A 22,745-nucleotide genomic window follows, 5' to 3' on the forward strand; every position below is an offset into this window, starting at 1 on the left:
AATCATTACAAAAAGCAGAGGTTGAATCGGCGGGATTACCAGAGTAACTTCGTTGATCCAGATGAACTCCCGTCCTGCAAATGCAATTTTCATTACTTATGCAATACCTGCGGTATTGACGCTTCAGAAAACAAAAAACTGCTCGAGTAAACTCGGCAGTTTTTCTATAATAGGGTAACCGGAGTAACTACGTTGCTCCGCTAAACCAAGTTCTGCAAATGCAATTGGCCATGTCCTTGCGGCCCCGGGCATTAAAAACACAAAAGCCGCTCAAATAAATTTGGCGACTTTCTTTTGTTTTAAACGCAATACCAATTGCGCTTGATCGTGGAGAATACCGGAGTCGAACCGGTGACCTCTTGCCTGCCAGGCAAGCGCTCTAGCCAGCTGAGCTAATCCCCCATTAGGCAAGGGCAAAGGAACTAATTTTTAAGTAAGTTTCAAAATGCAGCCTTCTTTTATTTTAAGAAAACAATAACGCCTGATGTTTTAGATCTTCTTGTCTTCACCCTATTTTAGAAAAAAAGTAAAAAATGGAAAATTTAGAAGGGAAAGTGGCCTATATCACAGGAGGGACAAAAGGGATAGGTTATGGAATAGCAGAAACCCTCCTCAATGCAGGGATGAAAGTTGCCATAAGTGGCAGGGATGCTCAAAAAGCGAAAGAAGCGGCTAAACAATTGGGAACCGAAGAGAGAGTTCTGGGTCTGGGCTCCGATGTAACCGAGCCAGAGGATGAAGAAAAAGCTGTTAACGCAGTCCTTAAAAAATGGGGGCAGCTCGATGTGGTGATTGCCAATGCCGGAGTGGGCATCTTTAAGCCCGTAGGCGAGCTCAGTACAGAGGAATGGCGTAAGATGATAGATACCAATCTCAACGGCCCGTTTTTCACGCTTAAGGCTTCCGTGGATGCCTTGAGAAGGTCTGAAGGTTACTATATTACAATTGCCAGCCTGGCGGGAACTAATTTTTTCGCTTCAGGAACAGGGTATAACGCTTCTAAATTCGGATTGGTAGGATTTACCCAGGCAGCTATGCTCGATCTGAGGACATCTGACATTAAGGTTTCCACCATCATGCCGGGTTCTGTCGCCACTCATTTTAACAATAATATACCCGATGATAAGGATTCCTGGAAAATTCAGCCAGAAGACATCGGATTGCTGGTGGAGGACCTGTTGCGGATGAATCCGCGTACATTACCGAGCAAGATCGAAGTAAGGCCTACCAGGCCGGATAAGAAGAATACCTAGTTTTGTGGTGCCTCAAAAGCAACCTCCTGATCGAATATTTTTCGCATTAGAAGCTGAAACTGTTCACGAAATTCCAAAAGTGTAGCAGGGGTAATAGTATAGTCCTTTTTGGCATACCTGCCCCCTGTGGCTTCTTTTATGCAAAACCTCAAAAAACCATTTTCGAGATTGCGAAAAGGAATAATGGCGGCTTCAAAATTTTCCGTAGGGTATTTTTCATTGTACATCAGGGAGTAGGCCATCATTTGAAAAGCCTTGCCTTTATCTGACACTGTTGTAATAGCATCCCATTCGGTGATTTCAACTTCAGAATTCTTTGTGTTCCCCGTTTTATAATCCAGAATTCGAAGAACGCCGTCTTTTTTGTCAATCCGGTCTATAGTCCCCTTTAGACATATGGGAAATTCCAAGCCCTCAACGACGATAGTAGTGCTTAATTCTTCCTCTACAGCAAGCAATTCGATTTTGTGATTCCTGCTGCTAACTATTTCCATTTCCAGAAACTTTTGCAAATAACGCTGTATCACGTGGTAGGCAATAAGATTTTTTCCTTCCGTTAGCGAGACATTAGGATAGTAATCCGCAAAGGCATTCCTGACAACTTCAGGAATCAAAGAAATACGTTCCCTGATGGCTTCAGGGGAGAGTACAGATCCCACAAACGGTTGATATAAAATCTCAATACTGGCGTGTATAATGGTCCCGAAAGTATTGGCAGCAATATTTTCTTCAACCTCTTCAGATTCTCTTATCCCCAATACGTATTTTTTATAAAAATCGATAGGGTCTTTGATATAGCTGGAGAGAGATGAAGGAGAAAATCCCTTTCTGGCGCGTTCCCGGAGGAGAGATAATACGGAAACATCCTTGTCAATAGATTTCTTTATCGGGACAGTTAAACTCATAGACGGGCTGGCGATGATCTGACGAATACTGCCCTTAACCCGGTTTTCTGAAAGTAGCTGAGAAATAAACCTGCTTTTTTCTCCCCCTTCAAGGACGTCCGGTTCTGTGTTGTACAGCAAATAAATATTCTTAGCTCGTTGAAGCAAGCGGTAGAAATGGTAGGTGTATACGGCGTCCTTTTCCTTATAGGTTGGCATTTTAAATTCTTGCTTAAGGTCGAAAGGAATAAAAGAACCACTTGTTTTTCCTGAAGGTAAAATACTTTCATTAAGGGATGTAATAATGACGGTTTCAAAATCTAAATTCCTGCTTTCAAGCATCCCCATCAGTTGAATGCCCTCCAGTGGCTTTCCGTAGAAATCGAGCGTCTCTTTATTTGTCAACTCTCTGAATAGACTTTGAAACGACTTTATATCATTAATAAAATTGTATTTATTCAGGTAAATTTTGATTTCATTGATCACCGTTATTGTTTTCGCCAGGTATTCCAAGGAAATAGAATCACCAAACGACTCAAAACGATCTTTTAGCTCTTGAGCTACTTCTATGGAGGCATCCAGAAGTTTCCCGGGAGAAGTATAATTCCTGGAAAATAATAACTGGAGAATACTGCGATCTTCCTCACTCAGAATGTGAAGTTGCTCGGGCTGGATATAAACCCAATTTTTCTCTCGGATCTCTTTATATAGCCGCGTGAGAGTTTCTTCGGGTTGTTTAAAAAGTCTTTTTATATAAGGGTGTGAAACCAGAGAGATTATATCATTGTAATACCAGCCTTTAGAATTCCAATTCAGATAAAGGGCTATAAATTCACTGTAAAGACTTGCGGCAGGAGTTTTTGATAATGGCAACCCCATCGTAATATTAATACTGGAAACAACATCCGGGATGGAATTCAGTAAAGGATTCAGGAGGTTTTCGTCACCTAGGATTACTGCAGTACGTTGCGGAGAATGTTTACTATCCGCAGTGAACTGTTTTAAAAGAGAACCAACATACTTTACCTGAGAGACATTTCTGGGGACACCTATAATATTGATATTTTTTTCCTTGAGATAATTCGGTGCAGGGCCTTTTAAAGTATTCTTTTCAAAATAAGACCAGTTTTTTAAATAGGACCGAACAAAATAACCGGCATCATGGACAGCATCTTCAATAAAGAAGGGGTCAATGTCCCAATAGATTTCAGCTTTCTTTTGATCCAACAGACTTTGAATGATGGTGGATTCTGAAGTATTCAGCGCATTAAAACCTATAAAATAATGGGATCCTTCATTTATATCAATTGCGTACTCCTTAATATTTTCACTCGCTTTTCGATATACCAGTCCCTGGTATCCGATATTCTGATTGAGCAAATGTTTTGAAAACTTATGATATATGGGCTCCAGGGAATTCCAGAACTCTATATACGCCTCTATCATCGGAGTTTTCTCTGGCTTTACATACCAGTGATTTGTTTCCTGAATGGCACTGAGGTAGGCAAATAACTTATTTTGAGGAATGAGGTAGCGATCGATCTCGTTAAAGTCCTGCAAGAGGGTGTTACCCCAATTGGAAAAGTCATGAAAATTATCAGCCTTTTCCCCGTGAATTGTTTTGTACACCTGATACAACTCGAAGATCAGTTGGGTATTAGAAGCATAGGTTAGACCGGAAACAAGACCTATAAACTCTTCAATAGTATAAATAGTTGGGGCAAAACCTGCTTTACTTGTAGATTGAGCGAATTTCTGGAGAAGAAAGAGACTGGCTCTTTTACTGGGAACAACCAGGACTAAATCGTCATCGACTACTTTTTCCGAAATAATATCGGAGACCACTTCTTCCAGAAATGTTTTCATAGCCAAAAATAAAAAAAGCTCCGCATTTGCGGAGCTTTTATATGAAGTTATAAACGTTGCTTATTTAACCAAGTTGATCTCAACTCTTCTGTTCTGAGCTCTTCCTGCTCTTGTGTTGTTAGAAGCGATAGGCTTAGCTTCACCGTATCCGATGGCAGTTAACCTGTCTGCTCCAATTCCTTCTTGAATAAGGAAATCACGAACTGAGTTAGCTCTTTTTTCAGAAAGAGACTGGTTTAGTTTATCGCTACCAACACTATCAGTGTGTCCTTCAACAGTAAACTTAGCATTTGGATATTCGTTGAGGATCTTGATAATATCTACGAATACAGAAACAGATTCTGTTTTCAAAGAAGCCCTACCAGTATCGAATAAGATAGTTCTTGCGTAGTCGTTCAATTGCTTCTGAACTTCTTCAGTAACTTCAGGACAACCCTGGTTAGCTACAGTTCCGGCAACTTCTGGACACTGATCGTCTTTGTCTAATACACCGTCACCGTCAGTATCAGGCCATGGGCATCCTTTGTTTTCAGCAGGACCAGCTTCGCTAGGACATGCATCATCTTTATCAGCTACTCCGTCTCCGTCAGCATCAGGGCAACCCGCAAGGGCAGCAGTACCAGCTTCGTTCGGACATGCATCATCTTTATCAGCGATACCATCACCGTCAGCATCAGGACATCCGTTTAATTCTTTAGAACCAGCTTCATTAGGACAGCTGTCCTTTCCATCTTCGATGCCGTCTCCGTCAGAGTCAGGACATCCGTTGAAAGCTGCTAAACCAGCAACTTCAGGACATGCATCATCTTTGTCGTAGATTCCGTCACCATCAGTATCAGTTCCACCGAATTTAATGGAAACACCAGCTGTGTGCTGGAAATGCTTAACACCATAATCTTCAAAAGCATGCTTGTAGCCTGTCTGAAGAGTAAAGCCGATGTTATCGTTAAACCAGTAACTAGCACCAATACCAGCGTTGGCTGTTCCGAATCCGATTTCATCAACCCAGGTATATCCACCACCTATTTCAACAAAAGGGATAATTTTCTTGTCCTTAAGGACATTATATTTAATGGTACCATCCACAGCGTAATGAGAAAGGTCGTCAGCTGAAGCGTCACCCAATTTAGAGATACGGTTCAAACTACCCCTGGCTCCTACAGAGAAACCGTCCCCTACATACTTGGATACAGATACATAAGAAATAGAAGGCAAAATGTTCCAGTGATCGTTAACATTAAAGTACTCACTGAATAAAGTACCTGTTGGGTAAGCGGCGTCTTGGTCATTAGTAGGATAAACATCTATCGCGTTTACACCAAAGCTAACTTGCCACGGATTATTCTCATCCTGCGCTTGAACGTTGTTAAACCCTATTAAAAGTAGGCCAACAACCAATAATCTGCTAAGCTGTTTCATGTTCAAATTTTTAAGTTTAAGTGTTTATTAGCTGCAAATGTAAGTTGTTAAGAATTATTAACAAAATCAATTTCTTTTTTTTTTACTGTATTCCCCTGAAAACAGTACGTTTTAGAGTATTTTGAGATCATTTGCCACCTTGATAAAGGCCTTAATCGCTGTGTCTAAATGGGCTCTGGTATGCGCTGCGGACAGCTGAACTCTGATCCGGGCTTTTCCTTTGGGAACTACTGGATAAAAGAAGCCAATCACATAAATACCCTCTTCTAATAGCATATCGGCCATTTGTTGAGATAGCTTGGCATCATAAAGCATCACAGGAACAATAGCGGAATCTCCGTCAATGATGTCGAATCCCGCATCTTTCATCCCTTTTTTAAAATATCTGGTATTGCTTTCCAGTTTATCCCTTAATTCTGTATTCTTTTCCAGGATATCGAATACCTTAATACTGGCTCCTACAATTGATGGAGCAAGGGAATTGCTAAAGAGGTAAGGTCTTGACCGCTGTCTGAGCATATCTATAATTTCTTTCTTTCCGGTAGTATACCCGCCCATTGCTCCGCCCAGAGCTTTTCCAAGCGTTCCGGTGATGATATCAATACGATCCAAAACTCCCTTCTCCTCCAGGGTACCCTTTCCCGTTTTACCAATAAAGCCGGTAGCATGGCATTCGTCAATCATTACCATAGCATCATAGGTATCTGCCAGATCACATATCTTATCAAGTGGGGCCAGTAAACCATCCATTGAAAAAACTCCGTCCGTAACAATTAATTTAAAACGCGCATTATCTGCATTGGCCTGTTTTAACTGTGTTTCCAGATCCGCCATGTCACTATTCGCATAGCGATAGCGTTTCGCTTTACACAAACGCACTCCATCTATAATGGAGGCGTGATTCAATGAATCTGAGATAATAGCATCTTCTGCAGATAGCAATGGCTCAAAAATTCCTCCGTTGGCATCAAAGCACGCGGCATAGAGAATAGTATCTTCAGTACCGTAAAAGTTAGCTATTCTGGCTTCCAGTTCCTTATGGATATCCTGGGTGCCACAAATAAATCGCACCGATGACATTCCAAATCCATGAGAATCCAGAGTGTCTTTAGCTGCCTTGATCACTTCGGGATGGGAAGAAAGTCCCAGGTAATTGTTTGAACAAAAATTGATCACCTCCTGCCCGGTTGAGATTTTTATCATTGCACCCTGAGGTGTAGTAATAATTCGTTCTTTTTTGTAGAGGCCGGCCTCTTCTATGGCTTCGAGTTCTTCTTTGAGATATTTCTGTATGCTGCTATACATATTTATATGAATATAGGTTTAATTTGATCTTGTACGTAAATCAGGACTTTGTGCTCAACTGTATACCCCATTGCAACCAGTACTTCACCGTAAGAATTAAGTTGGGTTAGATCAGAGGATTTCTGATGTCCGGTCTTATAATCCAGAATGGAGACTTTCTTCTCCTCAAAGACCATCCTGTCTGGCCGCAAAATTACCCCATTTTGTGAAATTATGGTTTTTTCATTTTTAATTTTGTTTCCCGGCCTGAAAAAACGGCTAAGGAGGGGATGATGTACAATACCACTGAAGAGTTCGTGGTAGGTTTTGCCATCACTTTCCTGTATAACTCCACTACTTACTAAATCTGTTACTGCAGCATCAATATCTTCAGCCGTCTCTATGGTGCTCATCCCGAAATGCAAGACATTGCCTTGTGAGAGAGCCAATTCTCTGGACGATCCCCATAATTCCCCTGCACGGGTACTTATTTCCAGTTGACCTCCGAATTTAGTGGTAGCCGTATACGGAACGGATTCCTGTTCAAATTCTTGGGCAGCCTCCATCTTACTATATTGCAATTCCCCGAAAGAGTACTGATACTTGTCTCGTTCCCAAATTCCAAGTTGCTGCAGGTAGTTGATAAACAGGCCGGAATAATAGGAAGGCTTACTTTCTCCTTTGGCATTAAGGTCCATTTCCGTAATGATAAATACCCCCTGAATACCTCTAGTTAAAGCCACATATAATAGATTAAAGGAGTCGAGTTCCATTTTGTGCTGCTCTTCTTCATATAGTACTCCAGATTCCTTATTGTAAATGGCCATATCTTTCTTTTTACTGACAAGGATATGGTTAAACCCTTCAAGAGCCTCATCATGGGCAGGGATCCAAAGTTTTGTACCCCTGTCATCGTAGATACCGGAATTGGCAAATGGAAAGATCACAAATGGAAATTCCAACCCTTTGGCCTTGTGGATAGTCATCAGTTGCACGGCATCCATATTTTCAGGCGCAGGGATGCTCCACTTACTTTTATTCTTCTCCCAGATGTTAATAAAGGAATTAAATCCCGAATCGTGTTTTAATTCAACATCAAGGACTTCGTCGAGTAAGTTGCTGATATACGCCTGAGACTCCCCGAGGAGACCGAACCGCTCAATGGCGTATTCCAATGCATCGAACACAGACCTCTGGTTGAATGCTGCCAGGTCAAACTGGTACTCAGCTTTTAAAAATGGCGTAAGCTTTCCAAGATGCTCGGAAATAAACTGGTGTCTGTTTTCTTCCGGACTCAGGTAAATAAGGAGATCGAACTGGATATTGAGATCAGCAGACTGACTGGAATACTTCAGTAGATTGATTAGAAATCGCACCACGGGATCACTCTCGAGGAGCAAGGCATCTGAGGAAATGATTGGTATCTGGTTATTTATAAGGTATTCGGCCAGGGTAATACCTTGTTTGTTGGATCTGAACAGCACACAAACGGCTCCGAATGGAATTCCTTTTGAACGTAATTGAGTTATGCGCTTAAGTACCTCTTCACAATAGGCCTGCTCCTTGTCTTCTACGTCGGTTCTGAGAAAGTTTATAGATACTATCCCTCCTTTTTTAGAGGTGTGTTGTTGTTTGTTGCCTTTCAGAAATAAATCCTGGTAGAGTTTATTGTTTAAATAAGGAACGGCTGAGGAAAAGAAACCGTTGTTGAAAGTAACGATCTCCTGAAAGCTTCTGAAATTAGTTTCAAGGGATTTTGTCTTAGGTGAGATGCCAAAGAGGGTATCATCCCTATGAATGAGATTCAGGAATAACTCTGATCTACCACCCCTCCAGCGGTAAATTGCCTGTTTGGCATCTCCAACCAGGAATAGGCTGCCCCTGTTCCCCTGCAGGTCTTCACTCTGTATTGCATGAGAAATAAGAGGAACCAGGTTATACCATTGATTCAGAGATGTATCCTGGAATTCATCTATAAAATAGTGGCGATATTTCTCCCCCAGGCGTTCGTAAATAAATGGGGTAGGCTGATCTCTTATCTGTTCCGAAATAAGGGTATTAAATGCCGAGATGGGTAGTTGTTCCCGTTCTTCCAGAAGTTGGTCAATCTCCTTTTGCAAGGCATTGAGCAATGTGAGAGGGACTAAATTCTGATAAACGTTTTTTAAAAAGCTCAATCGGCCGTAACTTTCTTTAATCTCCAGCCACAACCTGATAAATTCAGGCAATAACCGATCTATAGCCTGCTTCTTATGTTCAGCGGTTTTTTTTGGATACAATGGTTTGCTGCCAAATTCTTTTTTCCAGCCTGTGGAAAAATCAAGAGCAGTGGGATCCTGCTGTATTTTTTTGATAAATTTTGGAAAATAGCCGGAAGAGAAATCGGCTTGCTCTAAATCGGCTTCATCCATCAGGGAGAGTACACTGTCCGCTAATGCTTTTAATTTTTCTGTGTATGTTTTTAAAAGCCGTCGCAATTCCTTTTGAAGATTCAGAAAAGAAGTGAGGTCTTTGCTTTTGAGTTCCTCCAGATAAACAAGGTGATTTTCATCAAAAAGCATTTTCCCTACCCGACTGAGGTCATAACTGAGATCCCAACTTTTATTGTCTTCAATTTTTTGCAGTGCAAAAGCGATAAACAGGTCTGTAAGTTGATCATCAGCCCTGGCATTGCCCAGCATTCTGTCTATCCCTTCTGCAAGTAAAAGGTCTGTATCAAGAACAACTTCAAAATTCTGTGGAATCTTCAAATCTCTTGCAAAGGTTTTTAGCAGACGGTGGTTGAATTTATCTATGGTTGATATATCGAAGAAGGCATAATTATGCAGTATTTCTCTGAGGACCTTTTTAGCCCTTATCCTTAGCGTATCAGCATCGATTTGGAGTTCTTCCACCAGCTTCTGAAACAGATCATTTTCGTCGTTGTCGGCATCCGAAGAAAAAAGAAACAGGCTGCTAAGGATACGCTGTTTCATTTCATTCACAGCCTTATTTGTAAAGGTAATGGCAAGGATCTTTCTAAAATTCTGAGATCCCTCATGGATGAGGATTAATTTCAGGTATTCCTTGACCAGGGTAAAGGTTTTACCCGATCCGGCTGAAGCGTCGTAAATCTGATAAGCGTACAGTTGTTTAGATTTTCCTTGCAAATTAAGCAAACCCCGAGAGTTCTTAACATATAATTAGGGGAATATAATTGTTAAAATCCCTACTTTTGAGAATCACTGAATATTAACTTTTAACTTTAATAAAAATGGCATTTGAACTACCAAAACTACCCTATGCATATGACGCTCTCGAGCCATATATCGATGCAAGGACAATGGAGATACATCACACAAAACACCATAACGGCTACACTACGAAACTCAATGCGGCCATAGAAGGAACCCCCCTTGAAGGAAAAGGGATAAAGGAGATTCTTTCGGGACTCGATATGAACAATAAAGCCGTAAGAAACAATGGAGGAGGGTTTTTTAATCACACGCTCTTCTGGGAAATTATGGGGCCGGACGCCGGTGGAAATCCTTCCGGGGATTTAGCTGATGCGATTAATTCAGCATTCGGATCATTTGATGGTTTTAAAGATAAATTCAGTTCCGCAGCCGGGAGCCAATTTGGTTCAGGCTGGGCATGGCTTTGCGTACATCCAGGTGGAAAAGTAGAGATTTGTGCTACCCCCAACCAGGATAATCCCCTGATGCCCAACACCGGTTGTGGCGGGAATCCTATCTTGGGATTAGATGTATGGGAACATGCCTACTATCTGCATTATCAGAACCGACGACCAGATTACATCAATGCATTTTTTAATGTGATCAATTGGGATAAGGTCGCTGAGAATTACAAGGCACATAAATAGAAACTAATAAATACAATTTGGGAAACCGCAGCTTCTGAAGTTGCGGTTTTTTTTATGATCAAAGAGCAAAAAAAAAACATAGAAAAGGGCGGAGAAGCCTCCACCCTTTTCGTCCCAAATCTTACCATAAACTTAACCTACTTATGCTATGGCACCACTAAATTACTGGTATTGTGAGAAATAACAAAGAAAATCGAAGAAATTTTGGACAAGATCATTAGGTAAAATGTGTGGCTGGAAAGCCCAAAAAGGAATAAAAGAAGCTAAGACTTTGATTATCAGAAATAAAAAAGGCAGGAATGAACCTGCCTTTTTTCCCCAAATCTTACCATGAACTTAACCTACTTATGCTATGGTTCTCCAAATGTAAATGAAGAGGTCGCTGAAGAAAAAGGTTTTGGACGAACGTCTCTTTAATTGGTTGAAATACCGTTAATGGATAAAAGGAAGGAATGTATTAAGGAAAGGGACTACAAATTCTAACCGGGTTGACTTAACTGCGGAATTGTGTAAAATAAAAAAGGTGGAGAAGTCTCCACCTTTTTTGCCCCAAATCTTACCATGAACTTAACCTACTTATGCTATGGCAAGTCTAATGTAACTTCGTTTGATGCTGAAAGACGATAAAGGCGATTAAATGCATATATTATCGATGAAATGCACTACGTGGTGTATTTCGTCTGTTTTATTGGCTAATAAGCCCTCTCATTTTTGCCTTCATAAAAATTGATAAAGGCCTTATTGACTACTTTATTTCCACCTGCAGTTGGGTAATCACCGGTAAAATACCAGTCCCCTAAATTGTCCGGACAGGCCATATGAAGATTTCCAATAGTCTGATAGATAATCTTAACCTCAGCTTTTATGCCTTCAGGGGACAAGAGTTCTCCTATCTTGTCTGATATCTGATCGGCACTGAAAGGGGCATAAAACTCCTTTACATAGTTGATGATCTCCTTATCTTTTTTGTGAAATTGCTCTTTACATTTTTTATAGATATCATCAACAAGTGAAAGAGAATTGTGTTCTTTATGAAGGGCCAGGGCTGCCTTAAAGGCGATAAAATCTTCTAATTTAGCCATATCTATCCCGTAACAATCAGGATAGCGGATTTGTGGAGCCGAAGAAACAACGATAATTTTTTTTGGCCCCAATCTATCGAGAATCCCAAGGATACTGTTTTTTAAAGTAGTACCTCTAACGATACTGTCATCAATAATGACGAGGTTGTCATTTTCGTTGACCGATCCATAGGTAATATCATAGACGTGGGCTACAAGGTCATCTCTGCTACTATCCTGGGTGATAAAGGTTCTTAGCTTCGCATCCTTGATAGCAACTTTTTCAATTCGGGGTCTGATCTCCAGGATCTGATGCAATTCTTCGCTTGTAATTCCTGAGCCTATTTCAAGGATTTGTTCTTCCTTTTTCTTGTTTAAATAATTCTGGGCCTCTTTTACCATACCCAGAAATGAGGTTTCGGCGGTATTGGGAATATAAGAGAAAACCGTATTCCTGATATCGTTATCGATAGCAGTTAGAATTTTTGGAAAGATGAGTTTACCGAGTTCCTTTCGCTCCTGGTAGATCTCTTTATCACTGCCCCTGGAGAAATAAATACGTTCAAATGAGCAAGCCTTTCTCTCAAGTGGCTCCATGATCTTTTTAATATTAACCGTCCCTTTCTTTTTAATGATGATGGCGTGGGCAGGTTTCAATTCCTGAACTTCTTCATATTTAACATTAAAAACCGTTTGAATAGCTGCGCGTTCAGAGGCTACCACAACCACCTCTTCATCTTTGTAGAAATAAGTTGGGCGTATTCCCGAAGGATCTCTGAGGACAAAGGCATCTCCATGACCCAGCAGTCCGGCCATCGCATATCCTCCATCCCAGTTCTTAGCTGCCTTTTTAAGAATTTTCGCCAGATTGAGTCGTTCTGCAATCAGGGGTGAAGCTTCCATTTTGTTATAGCCTTCTTTCTTGATCTCTTTGTAAAGCTTGGCTACCGCATCATCTAAGAAATGCCCGATCTTTTCCATCACTGTTACCGTGTCAGCCATCTCTTTGGGATGCTGACCCAAATGCACCAGGTTGTCGAATAGCTCGGTCACATTGGTCATGTTGAAATTTCCGGCCACAATCAGGTTACGATGCATCCAATTATTCTGACGGAGAAAAGGATGTACATTTTCTATACTGTTCTTTCCAAAAGTACCGTAACGAACATGTCCCAGTAGTACTTCTCCAATGTATGGGATGTAATTCTTCTGTGCCTCAGCGTCATTTATTAACTCCGGATTTTCCTCAAAGGCCCTATTGATACGATCGGTGATCTGGGCAAAAATATCCTGAATGGGTTGTGACTGAACCGACCTTACCCTACTCATATATCGCTGGCCCGGTTTAACATCGAGCTTAATACTGGCAAAGCCAGCACCGTCTTGTCCCCGGTTGTGCTGCTTTTCCATCATGAGGTACATTTTATTTACCCCGTAGACGGCAGACCCGTACTTTTTCTTGTAATAATCGAGGGGCTTTAAAAGTCTGATCAGGGAAATACCACACTCGTGTTTAATGGCGTCACTCATAGCTCATTGCATAAAAAAAGCCCCGGAAAGGCAGGGCGTTATTTTAACTCAATATCAAATTGTGTTAGTTGTTTAAATTGATTTAACCTCCGGTCTACTTCATCCTTGGAAAGGTTTTGCATCCTTTCTGTTCCAAACTTCTCTACACAAAACGAAGCCAGATTTGCCCCGTGAATCACCGCATTCCTCAAATTGTTAAATGAGACATTCTCAGACTCGGTCAGATAACCCACAAATCCTCCGGCAAAGGTGTCTCCGGCACCCGTAGGATCAAACACCTCTTCCAGGGGTAATGCCGGGGCAAAAAATACCTCGCCATTGTGGAAAAGTAATGCACCATTTTCTCCTTTCTTAATCACCACGTATTTCGGGCCCATTTCATGAATTTTCTGTGCTGCCTTTACCAGGGAATATTCATTGGTCAACTGTCTTGCTTCCTCGTCATTGATTGTGATGACATCCGTTTTTTTGATAACTTCTATCAATTCAGGAAGAGTATTGTTCATCCAGAAATTCATAGTATCCAAAACAATCAATTTTGGCTCGGCCTGCATTTGCTCTATTGCACTCAGCTGTACCGCCGGATGTAGGTTTCCCAGCATAAGGACGTCCGCATCCCTGAAATGAGCAGGGATTACCGGTTTAAAATCTGCTAAGACATTAAGTTCGGTTACCAGGGTATCCCGACTGTTGAGGTCATTGTCATATTTCCCGCTCCAGAAGAAGGTCTTGCCGTTCTCAACCACTTCAATGCCTGATATATCGACTCCCTTTTTTTTGAGTAATTCCAGATACGTCTTGGGAAAGTCGTCACCCACAATTGAAACAATTGCAGATTCAACTTTAAACTGAGAAGCCGCAAGGCCAATAAAGGTAGCTGCACCACCCAGTATTTTATCGGTTTTACCAAAAGGCGTTTCGATTGCATCAAAGGCCACGGTTCCCAATATTAAAAGCTTGCCCATATAAAAGGTTCAAATTCGTTGCAAATATACGCTTTTGTTATTGCTGTGGAACCTGAGGGAATTGAAATTCAGGAAGGATTATTTTCGACCGAAATCAGCGGGTATTTCACCCCATGCTGAGGTTTCCCATTTAACCACGGGAGTTTTGTACGAATTTTTCTTTAGCCAGATTTCGGCTCTTTCAACCAGCTCAAATAATCCCTTATTCTTCGCATTTGGCTGCAACTTGGTATTGCATTTCTTTTTCCTCACCCAACTCATGGCAGTGCGTGAATCTGTATAAAGTACACGATCTGATTTTCTTTCTTTAAGAAAGGCCAGGCCATGCACAATAGCCAGAAATTCTCCTATGTTATTGGTGCCCTCGGGGAATGGCCCCTGTCTGAACAACTGTTTTTTTGTCCTGGTATCTACACCACGGTATTCCATTTTGCCTGGATTTCCACTCGAGGCAGCATCAACCGCAATAGAGTGCATATTGGGTTCTCCTATCTTTAATAATTCAGTTGCTGACAATCTAGGCTCTTTCTTTTTGCTGCCTTTGTAGGCGGCGTAAGAACTGTTATACGCTTTTTCGGCCTGCTCACGGGTAGGAAAAGACATATACTGCGCTCCTTTCGTACCCGATATCTGTTTTTTACAAGCATCCCAGCTCTCATATATCCCGGGGACTTTTCCCTTCCAAACTACGTAAAATTTGCTTTTTTTAGCCATTAATTTTCTGATAAAACGGCTTCTATGATCTGTGGAAAATGAAGATGTTCAAGTTGCTGAACCTTTCTGCCAATGTCATCTGCTGAATCAGAAGATGATATTCCAACGCGGACTTGTTTAATGATGGCCCCTTCATCATATCGGTCATTAACGTAGTGTACGGTAATTCCTGATTCAGTATCTTTATCGGCCTTTACTGCCTTATGCACATGTTTTCCATACATGCCTTTACCTCCGTACTTTGGGAGTAAAGCAGGATGGATATTTATAATTTTTTCCGGGAAGGTCGCAACCATTTCAGCGGGGATTTTCCGCAGAAATCCGGCCAGGACGATCAGATCAGGTTGAAGGCAACTGAGAAATTGCAGTAAAAGGGACTTATCTTTAAAAGCATGGCCATTAAAGAAGAAAGCCGGGATACCCAGCGCATTACAACGATCGAGAACATAAGCATCCCTTTTATTGGTAAAAACACAGGAAACGCTGATTGTTTGATGGCCCTCAAAGTACCTGACAATGTTTTCGACGTTGGTGCCGGAGCCGGAAGCAAATAAGACGATATGTTTCATTTTTTAATCTGCGATGGAACGAGCGCGCTTTCCCTGCCAAAGTTTATGAAAATGATAAAAGGTTTGGCATTTCCTTCCTTCATATGGAGAGCAATAAAAAAGGCTCCCAATTTTCTGACGCTAAAGTAATATACTTGCCATTAAATTTCTTAAATTACCCGACAAATTGGCGAGGTATGGTGTATTTCTACCAAAGTTTTTTATTTTTGCCAACAATTAAAAATTAAAACCAAATAAATTATGTCAGACATTGCATCAAGAGTTAAGGCAATTATCGTTGATAAGTTAGGCGTTGATGAAAACGAAGTAGTTGCAGAAGCTAGCTTCACTAACGATCTGGGGGCAGATTCATTGGACACCGTTGAGTTGATAATGGAATTTGAGAAAGAATTTGATATTCAGATTCCGGATGATCAGGCAGAAAATATTGCAACCGTCGGCCAGGCTATTAGCTATATTGAAGAGGCCAAATAAGTAATGATATCAGGAACATGATGTAAATTATCCATGTGGTCACCACGCTGCATGGATATTTTTTTTAATTTTCACACGGTATAGGTACATCTGAAACAAAAAATGATTCCATGGAGTTAAAAAGAGTAGTTGTTACCGGACTAGGGGCATTGACACCCATTGGCAATACCCTGGATCAATATTGGGAAGGACTTAAATCAGGAAAAAGTGGTTCAGCCCCTATAACGTATTACGATACCGAGAAATTTAAGACCAAGTTCGCTTGTGAGATCAAGAATTTCGATCCTCAGAACTACTTCGATCGGAAAGAAGCAAGGAAATTAGATCGTTTTGCTCAATATGCACTGGTATCCTCAGATGAGGCTATTATAGATTCCGGTTTGGATCTGAATTCTATTGATAAATTCAGGGTAGGTGTCATCTGGGGAGCAGGAATTGGCGGTCTGGAAACCTTTCAAAACGAAGTGATGGACTTTGCCAAGGGAGATGGAACCCCAAGGTTTAATCCTTTCTTTATCCCAAAAATGATTGCAGATATAGCCCCCGGGAATATTTCTATAAAACACGGTTTTATGGGACCGAACTATACTACAGTATCGGCATGTGCCTCCTCTGCCAATGCAATGATTGATGCCTTAAATTATATCAGGCTCGGATATTGTGATGTGGTTGTCACAGGAGGAAGTGAAGCCGCAGTCACCATGGCAGGAATGGGTGGATTTAACGCTATGCATGCGCTTTCTACCAGAAATGAAAGTCCGGAAACTGCTTCAAGACCATTTGATGCCACCAGAGATGGATTTGTCCTGGGAGAAGGAGCGGGTGCACTGATTCTTGAAGAATACGAACACGCCAAAGCAAGAGGAGCAAAAATTTATGCCGAAGTTGCCGGAGGTGGAATGTCTAGTGATGCTTATCATATGACCGCCCCTCATCCGGACGGTATAGGGGTTGTAAAAGTGATGGAGAATTGCCTGCGCGATGCCGGAATGAAACCGGAAGATGTGGATGCGATCAATACACATGGAACATCTACCCCTCTGGGTGACGTAGCCGAATTAAAAGCAATTTCTCAGGTATTTGGGGAACATGCACCCAAGATAAATATTAATTCAACAAAATCGATGACGGGGCATTTGCTGGGTGCCGCCGGGGCTATTGAGGCCATTGCCTCCATTCTGGCAATGAAGCACAGCCTGGTACCTCCAACGATTAATCATTCAACAGTTGACGAGAATATTGATCCTAAATTAAATCTGACCCTAAACAAGGCCCAGCCCAGGGATGTATCAGTGGCCATGAGTAACACCTTCGGATTTGGCGGTCATAATGCCTGTGTAATCTTTAAAATAATAAGCTAAAGACCGGATGAATTTTCCTTCAAATATTTTCAATTCCCATTCCAATAAGGATGGGGATTTTTTTTTAGGAATATCAAGAATCCTGGGATTTAAACCTAAAGACGTCAGTATATATAAGAAGGCTTTTTTGCATCGTTCGGCGAATCAAAAAGATATAAAAGGGAACCCGATGAATTACGAGCGTCTCGAATTTCTCGGAGATGCCATGCTGGGAACCATTATCTCAAAACATTTGTACAACGAGGTGCCCGGAGGCGATGAAGGATACCTTACCAAAATGAGATCGAAAATTGTCAGTAGAAAGCATCTCAATGAACTGGGGAAAGATCTGAACCTTATTTTTTATGTGGAAAGCAAAATTCCCAAATCACACTTTGGTGATAACATTCACGGAAACGTATTTGAAGCTCTTGTAGGTGCTATTTACCTGGACAGGGGATACAACTACTGCGAAAAATTTATTCAGGAGCGGGTCATTGAACCCTATGTGGATATTGAACAGCTCGAAGGAAAGGTGATCAGTTATAAAAGTTTGCTCATCGAATGGTGCCAAAAACAAAAAAAAGAATTTAAATACAACGTATACGAAGATGATGGCAATGATCCCCTCAAACATTTTGCCGTAAAATTCAGTATCAATGGGAAACTAGTGGCCAAAGCACGGGCCACTTCTAAAAAAAAGGCAGAGGAAAAAGCCTCAAAAAGAGCTTTTTTTGCCCTGCAACATAAAATTGAGAACTCTCAATAGTAGTACGCAAAGGTTTGCGTTGACATTTATCCCCGAATGAAGGCCACTAACTAGGCAAGTAACGTTATAAATTATATATTTACAGCTTAGGCTTTTTAATATGGGCAGGCATGCGGATATTGGAAGAATCTTATGAGGTTGAGTTTGCACTGGTCGGAATTTATACTAATCTGGAAGATTACGCCCTGGCATATGCATTGAATGAGACTCTGAAATTGCATTTAAAAAGGGCAGATACCGACTTATTATTTTCATCTGATATTATTTATCCTTATTTTGAGTGGAAGGATAAAATGTACGACCGCGAATGGTCTTTGTTGACCAATTCCTGTATCACATCCCATCAAAGCACTTCGAGTGATCTGTTTCCGGAAGAACCGAGTTTTTCAAACCATCATCTGGTACCCGAACACAAAGAAGTAAATTTCCTGCTAAAAGTAGAACAAGAGGCAATGGATTCCGAACTGCTTCTGAAGATAAAAGGCATCCCGAAAGTGATTGCCGCTTATGTAATTGAGACCAATAATTTAAAATCGAAGCACAATTTAATATATTAATTGAATGCTGAGTAAGAAGAAGACAAAGATAGTAGCTACCCTTGGGCCTGCGAGCAGTGACAAGGAAACGCTTAAAAGCATGATTATTGCCGGGGTAGATGTATTCCGCATAAATTTCTCACATGCCGATTATGAGGATGTGAAGAAGCGAATTAAAACAATTCGCCAGCTGAATGAGGAATTGGGAATTTACACCGCTATACTGGCCGACCTGCAGGGACCAAAACTCCGAGTAGGGGTGATGGCCGGAGAAGTAGTTGTTGCTCCAGGAGACGAAATCACATTTATGACAGGGAAAGCTTTTGAGGGTAATGCCGAGAAAGTCTATATGAATTATGCAGAGTTTCCCAGAGATGTAAATCCGGGAGAAAGAATTCTGCTCGATGATGGAAAACTGATGTTCGAAGTACTGTCGACGAACAAAAAGGATGAGGTAAAAGCTAAAGTAATTCAGGGAGGACCCCTTAAGTCGAAAAAAGGCGTCAATCTTCCAAACACAAATATCTCTCTCCCTGCCTTAACAAAAAAGGATGTCAAAGATGCCATATTTGCCATTTCACAGGATGTAGACTGGATTGCGCTGAGCTTTGTTCGATATAGTCAGGATCTGATCGATTTACAAAATATAATAGCAGAACATTCGGAGCATAAAATCCCGATCATTGCAAAAATTGAAAAACCGGAGGCAGTAGAAAACATAGACAAGATCGTATCGTATTGCGATGGTTTAATGGTGGCGAGGGGCGATCTTGGGGTTGAAGTTCCGGCTCAGGAAGTACCTCTTATTCAGAAAACCCTTGTGCTGCGTGCAAAAAGAGCCAGGATCCCTGTGATTATTGCTACCCAGATGATGGAAACCATGATCACAAGCCTTACACCTACCCGCGCTGAGGTTAATGATGTAGCAAACTCTGTGATGGATGGGGCAGATGCAGTAATGTTATCAGGGGAGACCTCTGTTGGGAATTATCCCGTGCAGGTAATAGAAAAAATGTCGAGTATACTGCAAAGCGTTGAGAGCTCTGAGCTGATCAAAGTACCACAGGAACCACCGCACATCAGAACGAAACGATATATCACCAAAGCTGTGTGTTTTCACGCCGCCACTATGGCAAACGAAATCAAGGCAAAAGCGATTTCAACCCTTACCAATAGTGGATACACAGCCTTCCAGATATCTGCCTGGAGACCCAGCGCTCATATTCTGGTGTTTACATCCAACAAACGAATCCTGACACAGCTCAACCTGCTTTGGGGGGTAAAGGCTTTTTATTATGACAAATTTGTTTCCACAGACGAGACCATTGAAGACGTGAATAAGATTGCTTGTCAGAAAGGGTTCCTGGAAGAAGGAGACATGTTAATCAGCCTGGCAGCTATGCCCATAAAAGCCAAGGGAATGGTTAATACACTTCGAGTTACCGAAATCGACACCTGTAATTTTTAAAGCTCAAATTTTAGCTGAACAGAAACGGAATTATCTTGTTTTTGACTTGTTTCAGCACCCTTTAAATTAGAAAGGGATATTCCCAAAAGGCGAACCGAATTATCAAGTGGTTGTTGATATAACAGCTCCATGGAGGTATCTAAAATGAGTTCCCTGTCAGAGACAAAATAAGGAAGCGTTTTACTCCTCGTTTGCAAGGTAAAATCACTGTACTTGATTTTTAAGGTGATCGTTTTACCGGCCGTATCTGATTTGGTAATCCTTTTTGAAAGCTCGGCAGCAATGTGAGATAGTCGCTCTTTCATAAATATCTCACTACTTAGATTTTCGCTAAAAGTACGTTCAGCCCCTAAGGATTTAGGGATGCGGTGCGACTTTACTTCACTCTCGTGTATCCCACGGACTACCTGGTAGTAAAACATCCCGCTCTTTCCGAAATGTTCTTCCAGGAATTCAAGACTTTTACCTTTGAGATCAAGTCCGGTAAAAATTCCAAACTGATACATTTTCTCTGCAGTCACCTTCCCGACACCATAAAATTTGCGGATATCGAGCTTTTCAAGAAAGGGGATCACTTCCTCGGGGTTTACCGTTTTTTGCCCATCCGGCTTGTTGATATCACTGGCAACCTTCGCAATAAATTTATTGATGGATATACCTGCAGAGGCCTTTAAACCAAGTTCTGCGTAGATGCGATCTCGGATCTCTTTGGCAATCAATGTAGCTGAGGGATTCCCAACTTTGTTTTGGGTTACATCGAGATAGGCTTCATCCAGAGATAAAGGTTCAACGAGCTCCGTATATTCAAAAAATATTGAACGTATTTTTAGAGAGATTTCCTTGTATCGCTCAAAGCGCGGTTTTACAAATTCTAATTCCGGGCACATTTTTTTAGCAAGTGCGCCACTCATAGCACTACGTACACCAAATTTTCTAGCCTCATAACTGGCCGCAGCGACTACCCCTCTTTTTGCTCCGCCACCAACTGCCAAAGGCTTTCCACGAAGCTCAGGATGATCAAGTTGTTCCACCGATGCGTAAAAAGCATCCATATCGATATGGATTATCTTGCGGATGGGAAAATCGTAGGGCATAAACAAATTTAAGTCATATCTTAGATTTATGGACAAGCCTGTAAAAACGGCAATTATTCTGGGCGTGACAGGCCTCACAGGAAGTTTGCTACTCAATAAATTACTGGATGATCAGAGATATTCCAGAATAAAGGCTTTTTCCCGTTCTTCTACCGGAATAGTACATCCTAAATACGAGGAGCATTTAGGAGACCTGTTATACCTTTCACAATTCTCTTCAATATTTACCGCTGATGAAGTATACTGTTGCATTGGAACCACAAAATCCAAAACCCCTAACAAGGACAAATACAGGAAGATAGACCTCGGTATCCCAGTAGAGGCAGCCCGACTATGTGTTAAGAACAAGATCGACACTTTTGTGGTAATGTCTTCCCTGGGAGCAGATCCCAACAGTTCTGTCACTTATAGCAAGATCAAAGGTGAAATGGAAGAGGACGTTTTGGAACTTGGAATACCTCAAACATATATCCTTCAGCCTTCACTGATCTCGGGGAAAAGAGGAGAAAAAAGGAGGGGGGAAAAAATTGCCAAAATGATATTTACTGTCTTGAATGTGTTTTTGATAGGCCCTTTGAGAAAATACCGCTCTATTCCGGCTGAAGATATTGCAAAGTCCATGCTCTGGTTGGCCAATAATGATTTCAATGAGAATAGGATCACTTCAGACAAAATAAGTCAACTCGCCAATGCTTGAGATAGAACGCAAATTTTTGGTAAACTCCGATGCCTACCGGACCGAGGCATATGATGAGATTGAAATTATCCAGGGGTTTCTCAACACAGATCCAGACAGGACTGTAAGGGTTCGTCTTACGGGCACTAAGGGATTTATTACTGTAAAAGGCAGAACGGATACCGACGGCACAACGCGCTTCGAGTGGGAGCGTGAAATTGCGCCAGAAGAGGCAAAAAACCTTCTGAGTATTTGTGAAAAGGGGGTTATACGAAAAATCCGCTATCTTGTAAGGAGTGGAAATCACCTTGTTGAGGTAGACGAATTTTACGATGAAAATGAAGGATTGGTGATTGCTGAAATAGAGCTGCAAAAAGTAGATGAGTTCTATCTTAAACCTGAATGGTTGGGAATTGAGGTAACCGGCGACCCAAAATACTATAATTCACAACTCAGTAAATACCCATATGCAAGATGGAAAAAGCACTAAATCGCCTCATTTTTTTCTCAGTACTCACCCTTGCTTTAGGATGTGAGCAGGCAGGGAAAAAGGATCAGCCGTCTATGGATGAAAAGGGCATAGAGCCGGAACTTTCCGTAGCCGAGATGAAGGAAGATCTACTCGAAAAAGGATATGAAATCTTTGATTATGTTGATCCGCAAACGGCAGACACTGTTATAATGCAGCAGTACTTTATTGCCTTTTTAAAAAAAGGACCGAACAGATCACAAAATAAAAAGGAAACTGATAGTCTACAGACCTTACATCTGGAGCATCTTGGGAAGATGTACGAACTCGGATTTGCCGATATTTCAGGCCCTTTCGGAGACGATGGAGATATTAGGGGGATTACTATTTACAATACCCCGACACTAGAAATGGCCGATAGTCTGGCCAATCTGGATCCCATGGTAAAATCAGGTCGACTCGTCATTGAGATGCATCCGTGGTGGGCGGCGAAAGGTTTTCCTCTTAGATGA

Annotated in this window: 19 protein-coding genes and 1 tRNA gene; 10 read left to right on the top strand and 10 right to left on the bottom strand. The window is 41.4% G+C overall.

From position 1 onward, the window contains the following. Positions 1-328: 328 nt before the first annotated feature. Positions 329-402 (bottom strand) — tRNA-Ala (locus AB8P51_RS06785). 131 nt (positions 403-533) lie between these two features. Between AB8P51_RS06785 and AB8P51_RS06790 the strand changes: the two genes are divergently transcribed. Beyond that, positions 534-1,253 carry an SDR family oxidoreductase gene (locus AB8P51_RS06790; protein ID WP_369748034.1) on the top strand — a complete coding sequence of 240 codons (720 nt, stop codon included), beginning with the start codon at positions 534-536 and terminating at the stop codon, positions 1,251-1,253. Here the strand turns inward: AB8P51_RS06790 and AB8P51_RS06795 are convergent. The 4 genes from AB8P51_RS06795 to AB8P51_RS06810 all read right to left on the bottom strand — a co-directional run bounded on the left by AB8P51_RS06795 (position 1,250) and on the right by AB8P51_RS06810 (position 9,864). Then, the gene (locus tag AB8P51_RS06795) at positions 1,250-4,003 is read right to left on the bottom strand and encodes a PD-(D/E)XK nuclease family protein (protein ID WP_369748035.1); all 2,754 of its coding nucleotides are present in this window, start codon (positions 4,001-4,003) and stop codon (positions 1,250-1,252) included. The two genes, AB8P51_RS06790 and AB8P51_RS06795, sit on opposite strands and share 4 nt — an antisense overlap. Positions 4,004-4,063: 60 nt before the next feature. Further along, positions 4,064-5,422 carry an OmpA family protein gene (locus AB8P51_RS06800; RefSeq protein WP_369748036.1) on the bottom strand — a complete coding sequence of 453 codons (1,359 nt, stop codon included), beginning with the start codon at positions 5,420-5,422 and terminating at the stop codon, positions 4,064-4,066. Between the two features lie 111 nt (positions 5,423-5,533). Next, positions 5,534-6,727: a glycine C-acetyltransferase gene (kbl, locus tag AB8P51_RS06805; RefSeq protein WP_369748037.1), complete on the bottom strand. Its 1,194-nt coding sequence runs from the start codon at positions 6,725-6,727 to the stop codon at positions 5,534-5,536. A gap of 2 nt (positions 6,728-6,729) precedes the next feature. Continuing rightward, positions 6,730-9,864: a UvrD-helicase domain-containing protein gene (locus tag AB8P51_RS06810; protein WP_369748038.1), complete on the bottom strand. Its 3,135-nt coding sequence runs from the start codon at positions 9,862-9,864 to the stop codon at positions 6,730-6,732. Between the two features lie 95 nt (positions 9,865-9,959). Here AB8P51_RS06810 and AB8P51_RS06815 point away from each other — a divergent pair, with 95 nt between their 5' ends. Continuing rightward, a complete protein-coding gene (locus AB8P51_RS06815) occupies positions 9,960-10,568 on the top strand; it encodes a superoxide dismutase (protein WP_369748039.1) in 609 nt (202 codons plus the stop codon). Positions 10,569-11,260: 692 nt separating this feature from the next. Here AB8P51_RS06815 and AB8P51_RS06820 read toward each other — a convergent pair. The 4 genes from AB8P51_RS06820 to AB8P51_RS06835 form a co-directional block, all read right to left on the bottom strand. Next, on the bottom strand, positions 11,261-13,159 hold the full coding sequence (locus tag AB8P51_RS06820) for an amidophosphoribosyltransferase (RefSeq protein WP_369748040.1): 1,899 nt from the start codon (positions 13,157-13,159) through the stop codon (positions 11,261-11,263). Positions 13,160-13,197: 38 nt separating this feature from the next. Further along, the gene (locus tag AB8P51_RS06825) at positions 13,198-14,124 is read right to left on the bottom strand and encodes a PfkB family carbohydrate kinase (protein WP_369748041.1); all 927 of its coding nucleotides are present in this window, start codon (positions 14,122-14,124) and stop codon (positions 13,198-13,200) included. A 78-nt stretch (positions 14,125-14,202) separates the two neighbouring features. Beyond that, a complete protein-coding gene (locus AB8P51_RS06830; RefSeq protein ID WP_369748042.1) occupies positions 14,203-14,838 on the bottom strand; it encodes a viroplasmin family protein in 636 nt (211 codons plus the stop codon). After that, positions 14,838-15,407, bottom strand: coding sequence for a phosphoribosylglycinamide formyltransferase (locus tag AB8P51_RS06835; RefSeq protein WP_369748043.1), 570 nt, complete (start codon positions 15,405-15,407; stop codon positions 14,838-14,840). The genes AB8P51_RS06830 and AB8P51_RS06835 overlap by 1 nt, the downstream gene beginning before the upstream one ends. A 240-nt stretch (positions 15,408-15,647) precedes the next feature. Between AB8P51_RS06835 and AB8P51_RS06840 the strand changes: the two genes are divergently transcribed. The 5 genes from AB8P51_RS06840 (at position 15,648) to pyk (ending at position 19,994) form a co-directional block, all read left to right on the top strand. After that, a complete protein-coding gene (locus AB8P51_RS06840; protein ID WP_009778413.1) occupies positions 15,648-15,881 on the top strand; it encodes an acyl carrier protein in 234 nt (77 codons plus the stop codon). Between the two features lie 110 nt (positions 15,882-15,991). Next, on the top strand, positions 15,992-17,242 hold the full coding sequence (fabF, locus tag AB8P51_RS06845) for a beta-ketoacyl-ACP synthase II (protein ID WP_369748044.1): 1,251 nt from the start codon (positions 15,992-15,994) through the stop codon (positions 17,240-17,242). A gap of 7 nt (positions 17,243-17,249) precedes the next feature. Beyond that, positions 17,250-17,990, top strand: coding sequence for a ribonuclease III (rnc, locus tag AB8P51_RS06850; protein WP_369748045.1), 741 nt, complete (start codon positions 17,250-17,252; stop codon positions 17,988-17,990). 110 nt (positions 17,991-18,100) lie between these two features. Beyond that, positions 18,101-18,547: an IPExxxVDY family protein gene (locus AB8P51_RS06855; RefSeq protein WP_369748046.1), complete on the top strand. Its 447-nt coding sequence runs from the start codon at positions 18,101-18,103 to the stop codon at positions 18,545-18,547. 4 nt (positions 18,548-18,551) lie between these two features. Beyond that, positions 18,552-19,994 (top strand): pyruvate kinase, encoded by a 1,443-nt coding sequence (gene pyk / locus AB8P51_RS06860; RefSeq protein ID WP_369748047.1) that lies wholly within the window; start codon positions 18,552-18,554, stop codon positions 19,992-19,994. Here the strand turns inward: pyk and dinB are convergent. Further along, entirely contained in the window at positions 19,991-21,088 is a 1,098-nt protein-coding gene (gene dinB, locus AB8P51_RS06865) for a DNA polymerase IV (protein WP_369748048.1), read from the bottom strand. The two genes, pyk and dinB, sit on opposite strands and share 4 nt — an antisense overlap. A 28-nt stretch (positions 21,089-21,116) precedes the next feature. On the opposite strand from dinB, the gene AB8P51_RS06870 reads away from it, so the two are divergent. From AB8P51_RS06870 to AB8P51_RS06880, 3 genes are read left to right on the top strand one after another with little or no spacing between them, the layout of a single operon-like run. Next, entirely contained in the window at positions 21,117-21,785 is a 669-nt protein-coding gene (locus AB8P51_RS06870; RefSeq protein ID WP_369748049.1) for an NAD-dependent epimerase/dehydratase family protein, read from the top strand. Continuing rightward, entirely contained in the window at positions 21,778-22,254 is a 477-nt protein-coding gene (locus AB8P51_RS06875) for a CYTH domain-containing protein (protein WP_369748050.1), read from the top strand. The genes AB8P51_RS06870 and AB8P51_RS06875 overlap by 8 nt, the downstream gene beginning before the upstream one ends. Then, complete coding sequence (locus AB8P51_RS06880) at positions 22,239-22,745, top strand: YciI family protein (RefSeq protein ID WP_369748051.1); 507 nt, start codon at positions 22,239-22,241, stop codon at positions 22,743-22,745. Before AB8P51_RS06875 ends, AB8P51_RS06880 begins: the two co-directional genes overlap by 16 nt.

The organism is Muriicola sp. SD30 (assembly GCF_041205185.1).
In the GTDB taxonomy this organism is placed as follows: Bacteria; Bacteroidota; Bacteroidia; order Flavobacteriales; family Flavobacteriaceae; genus Muriicola.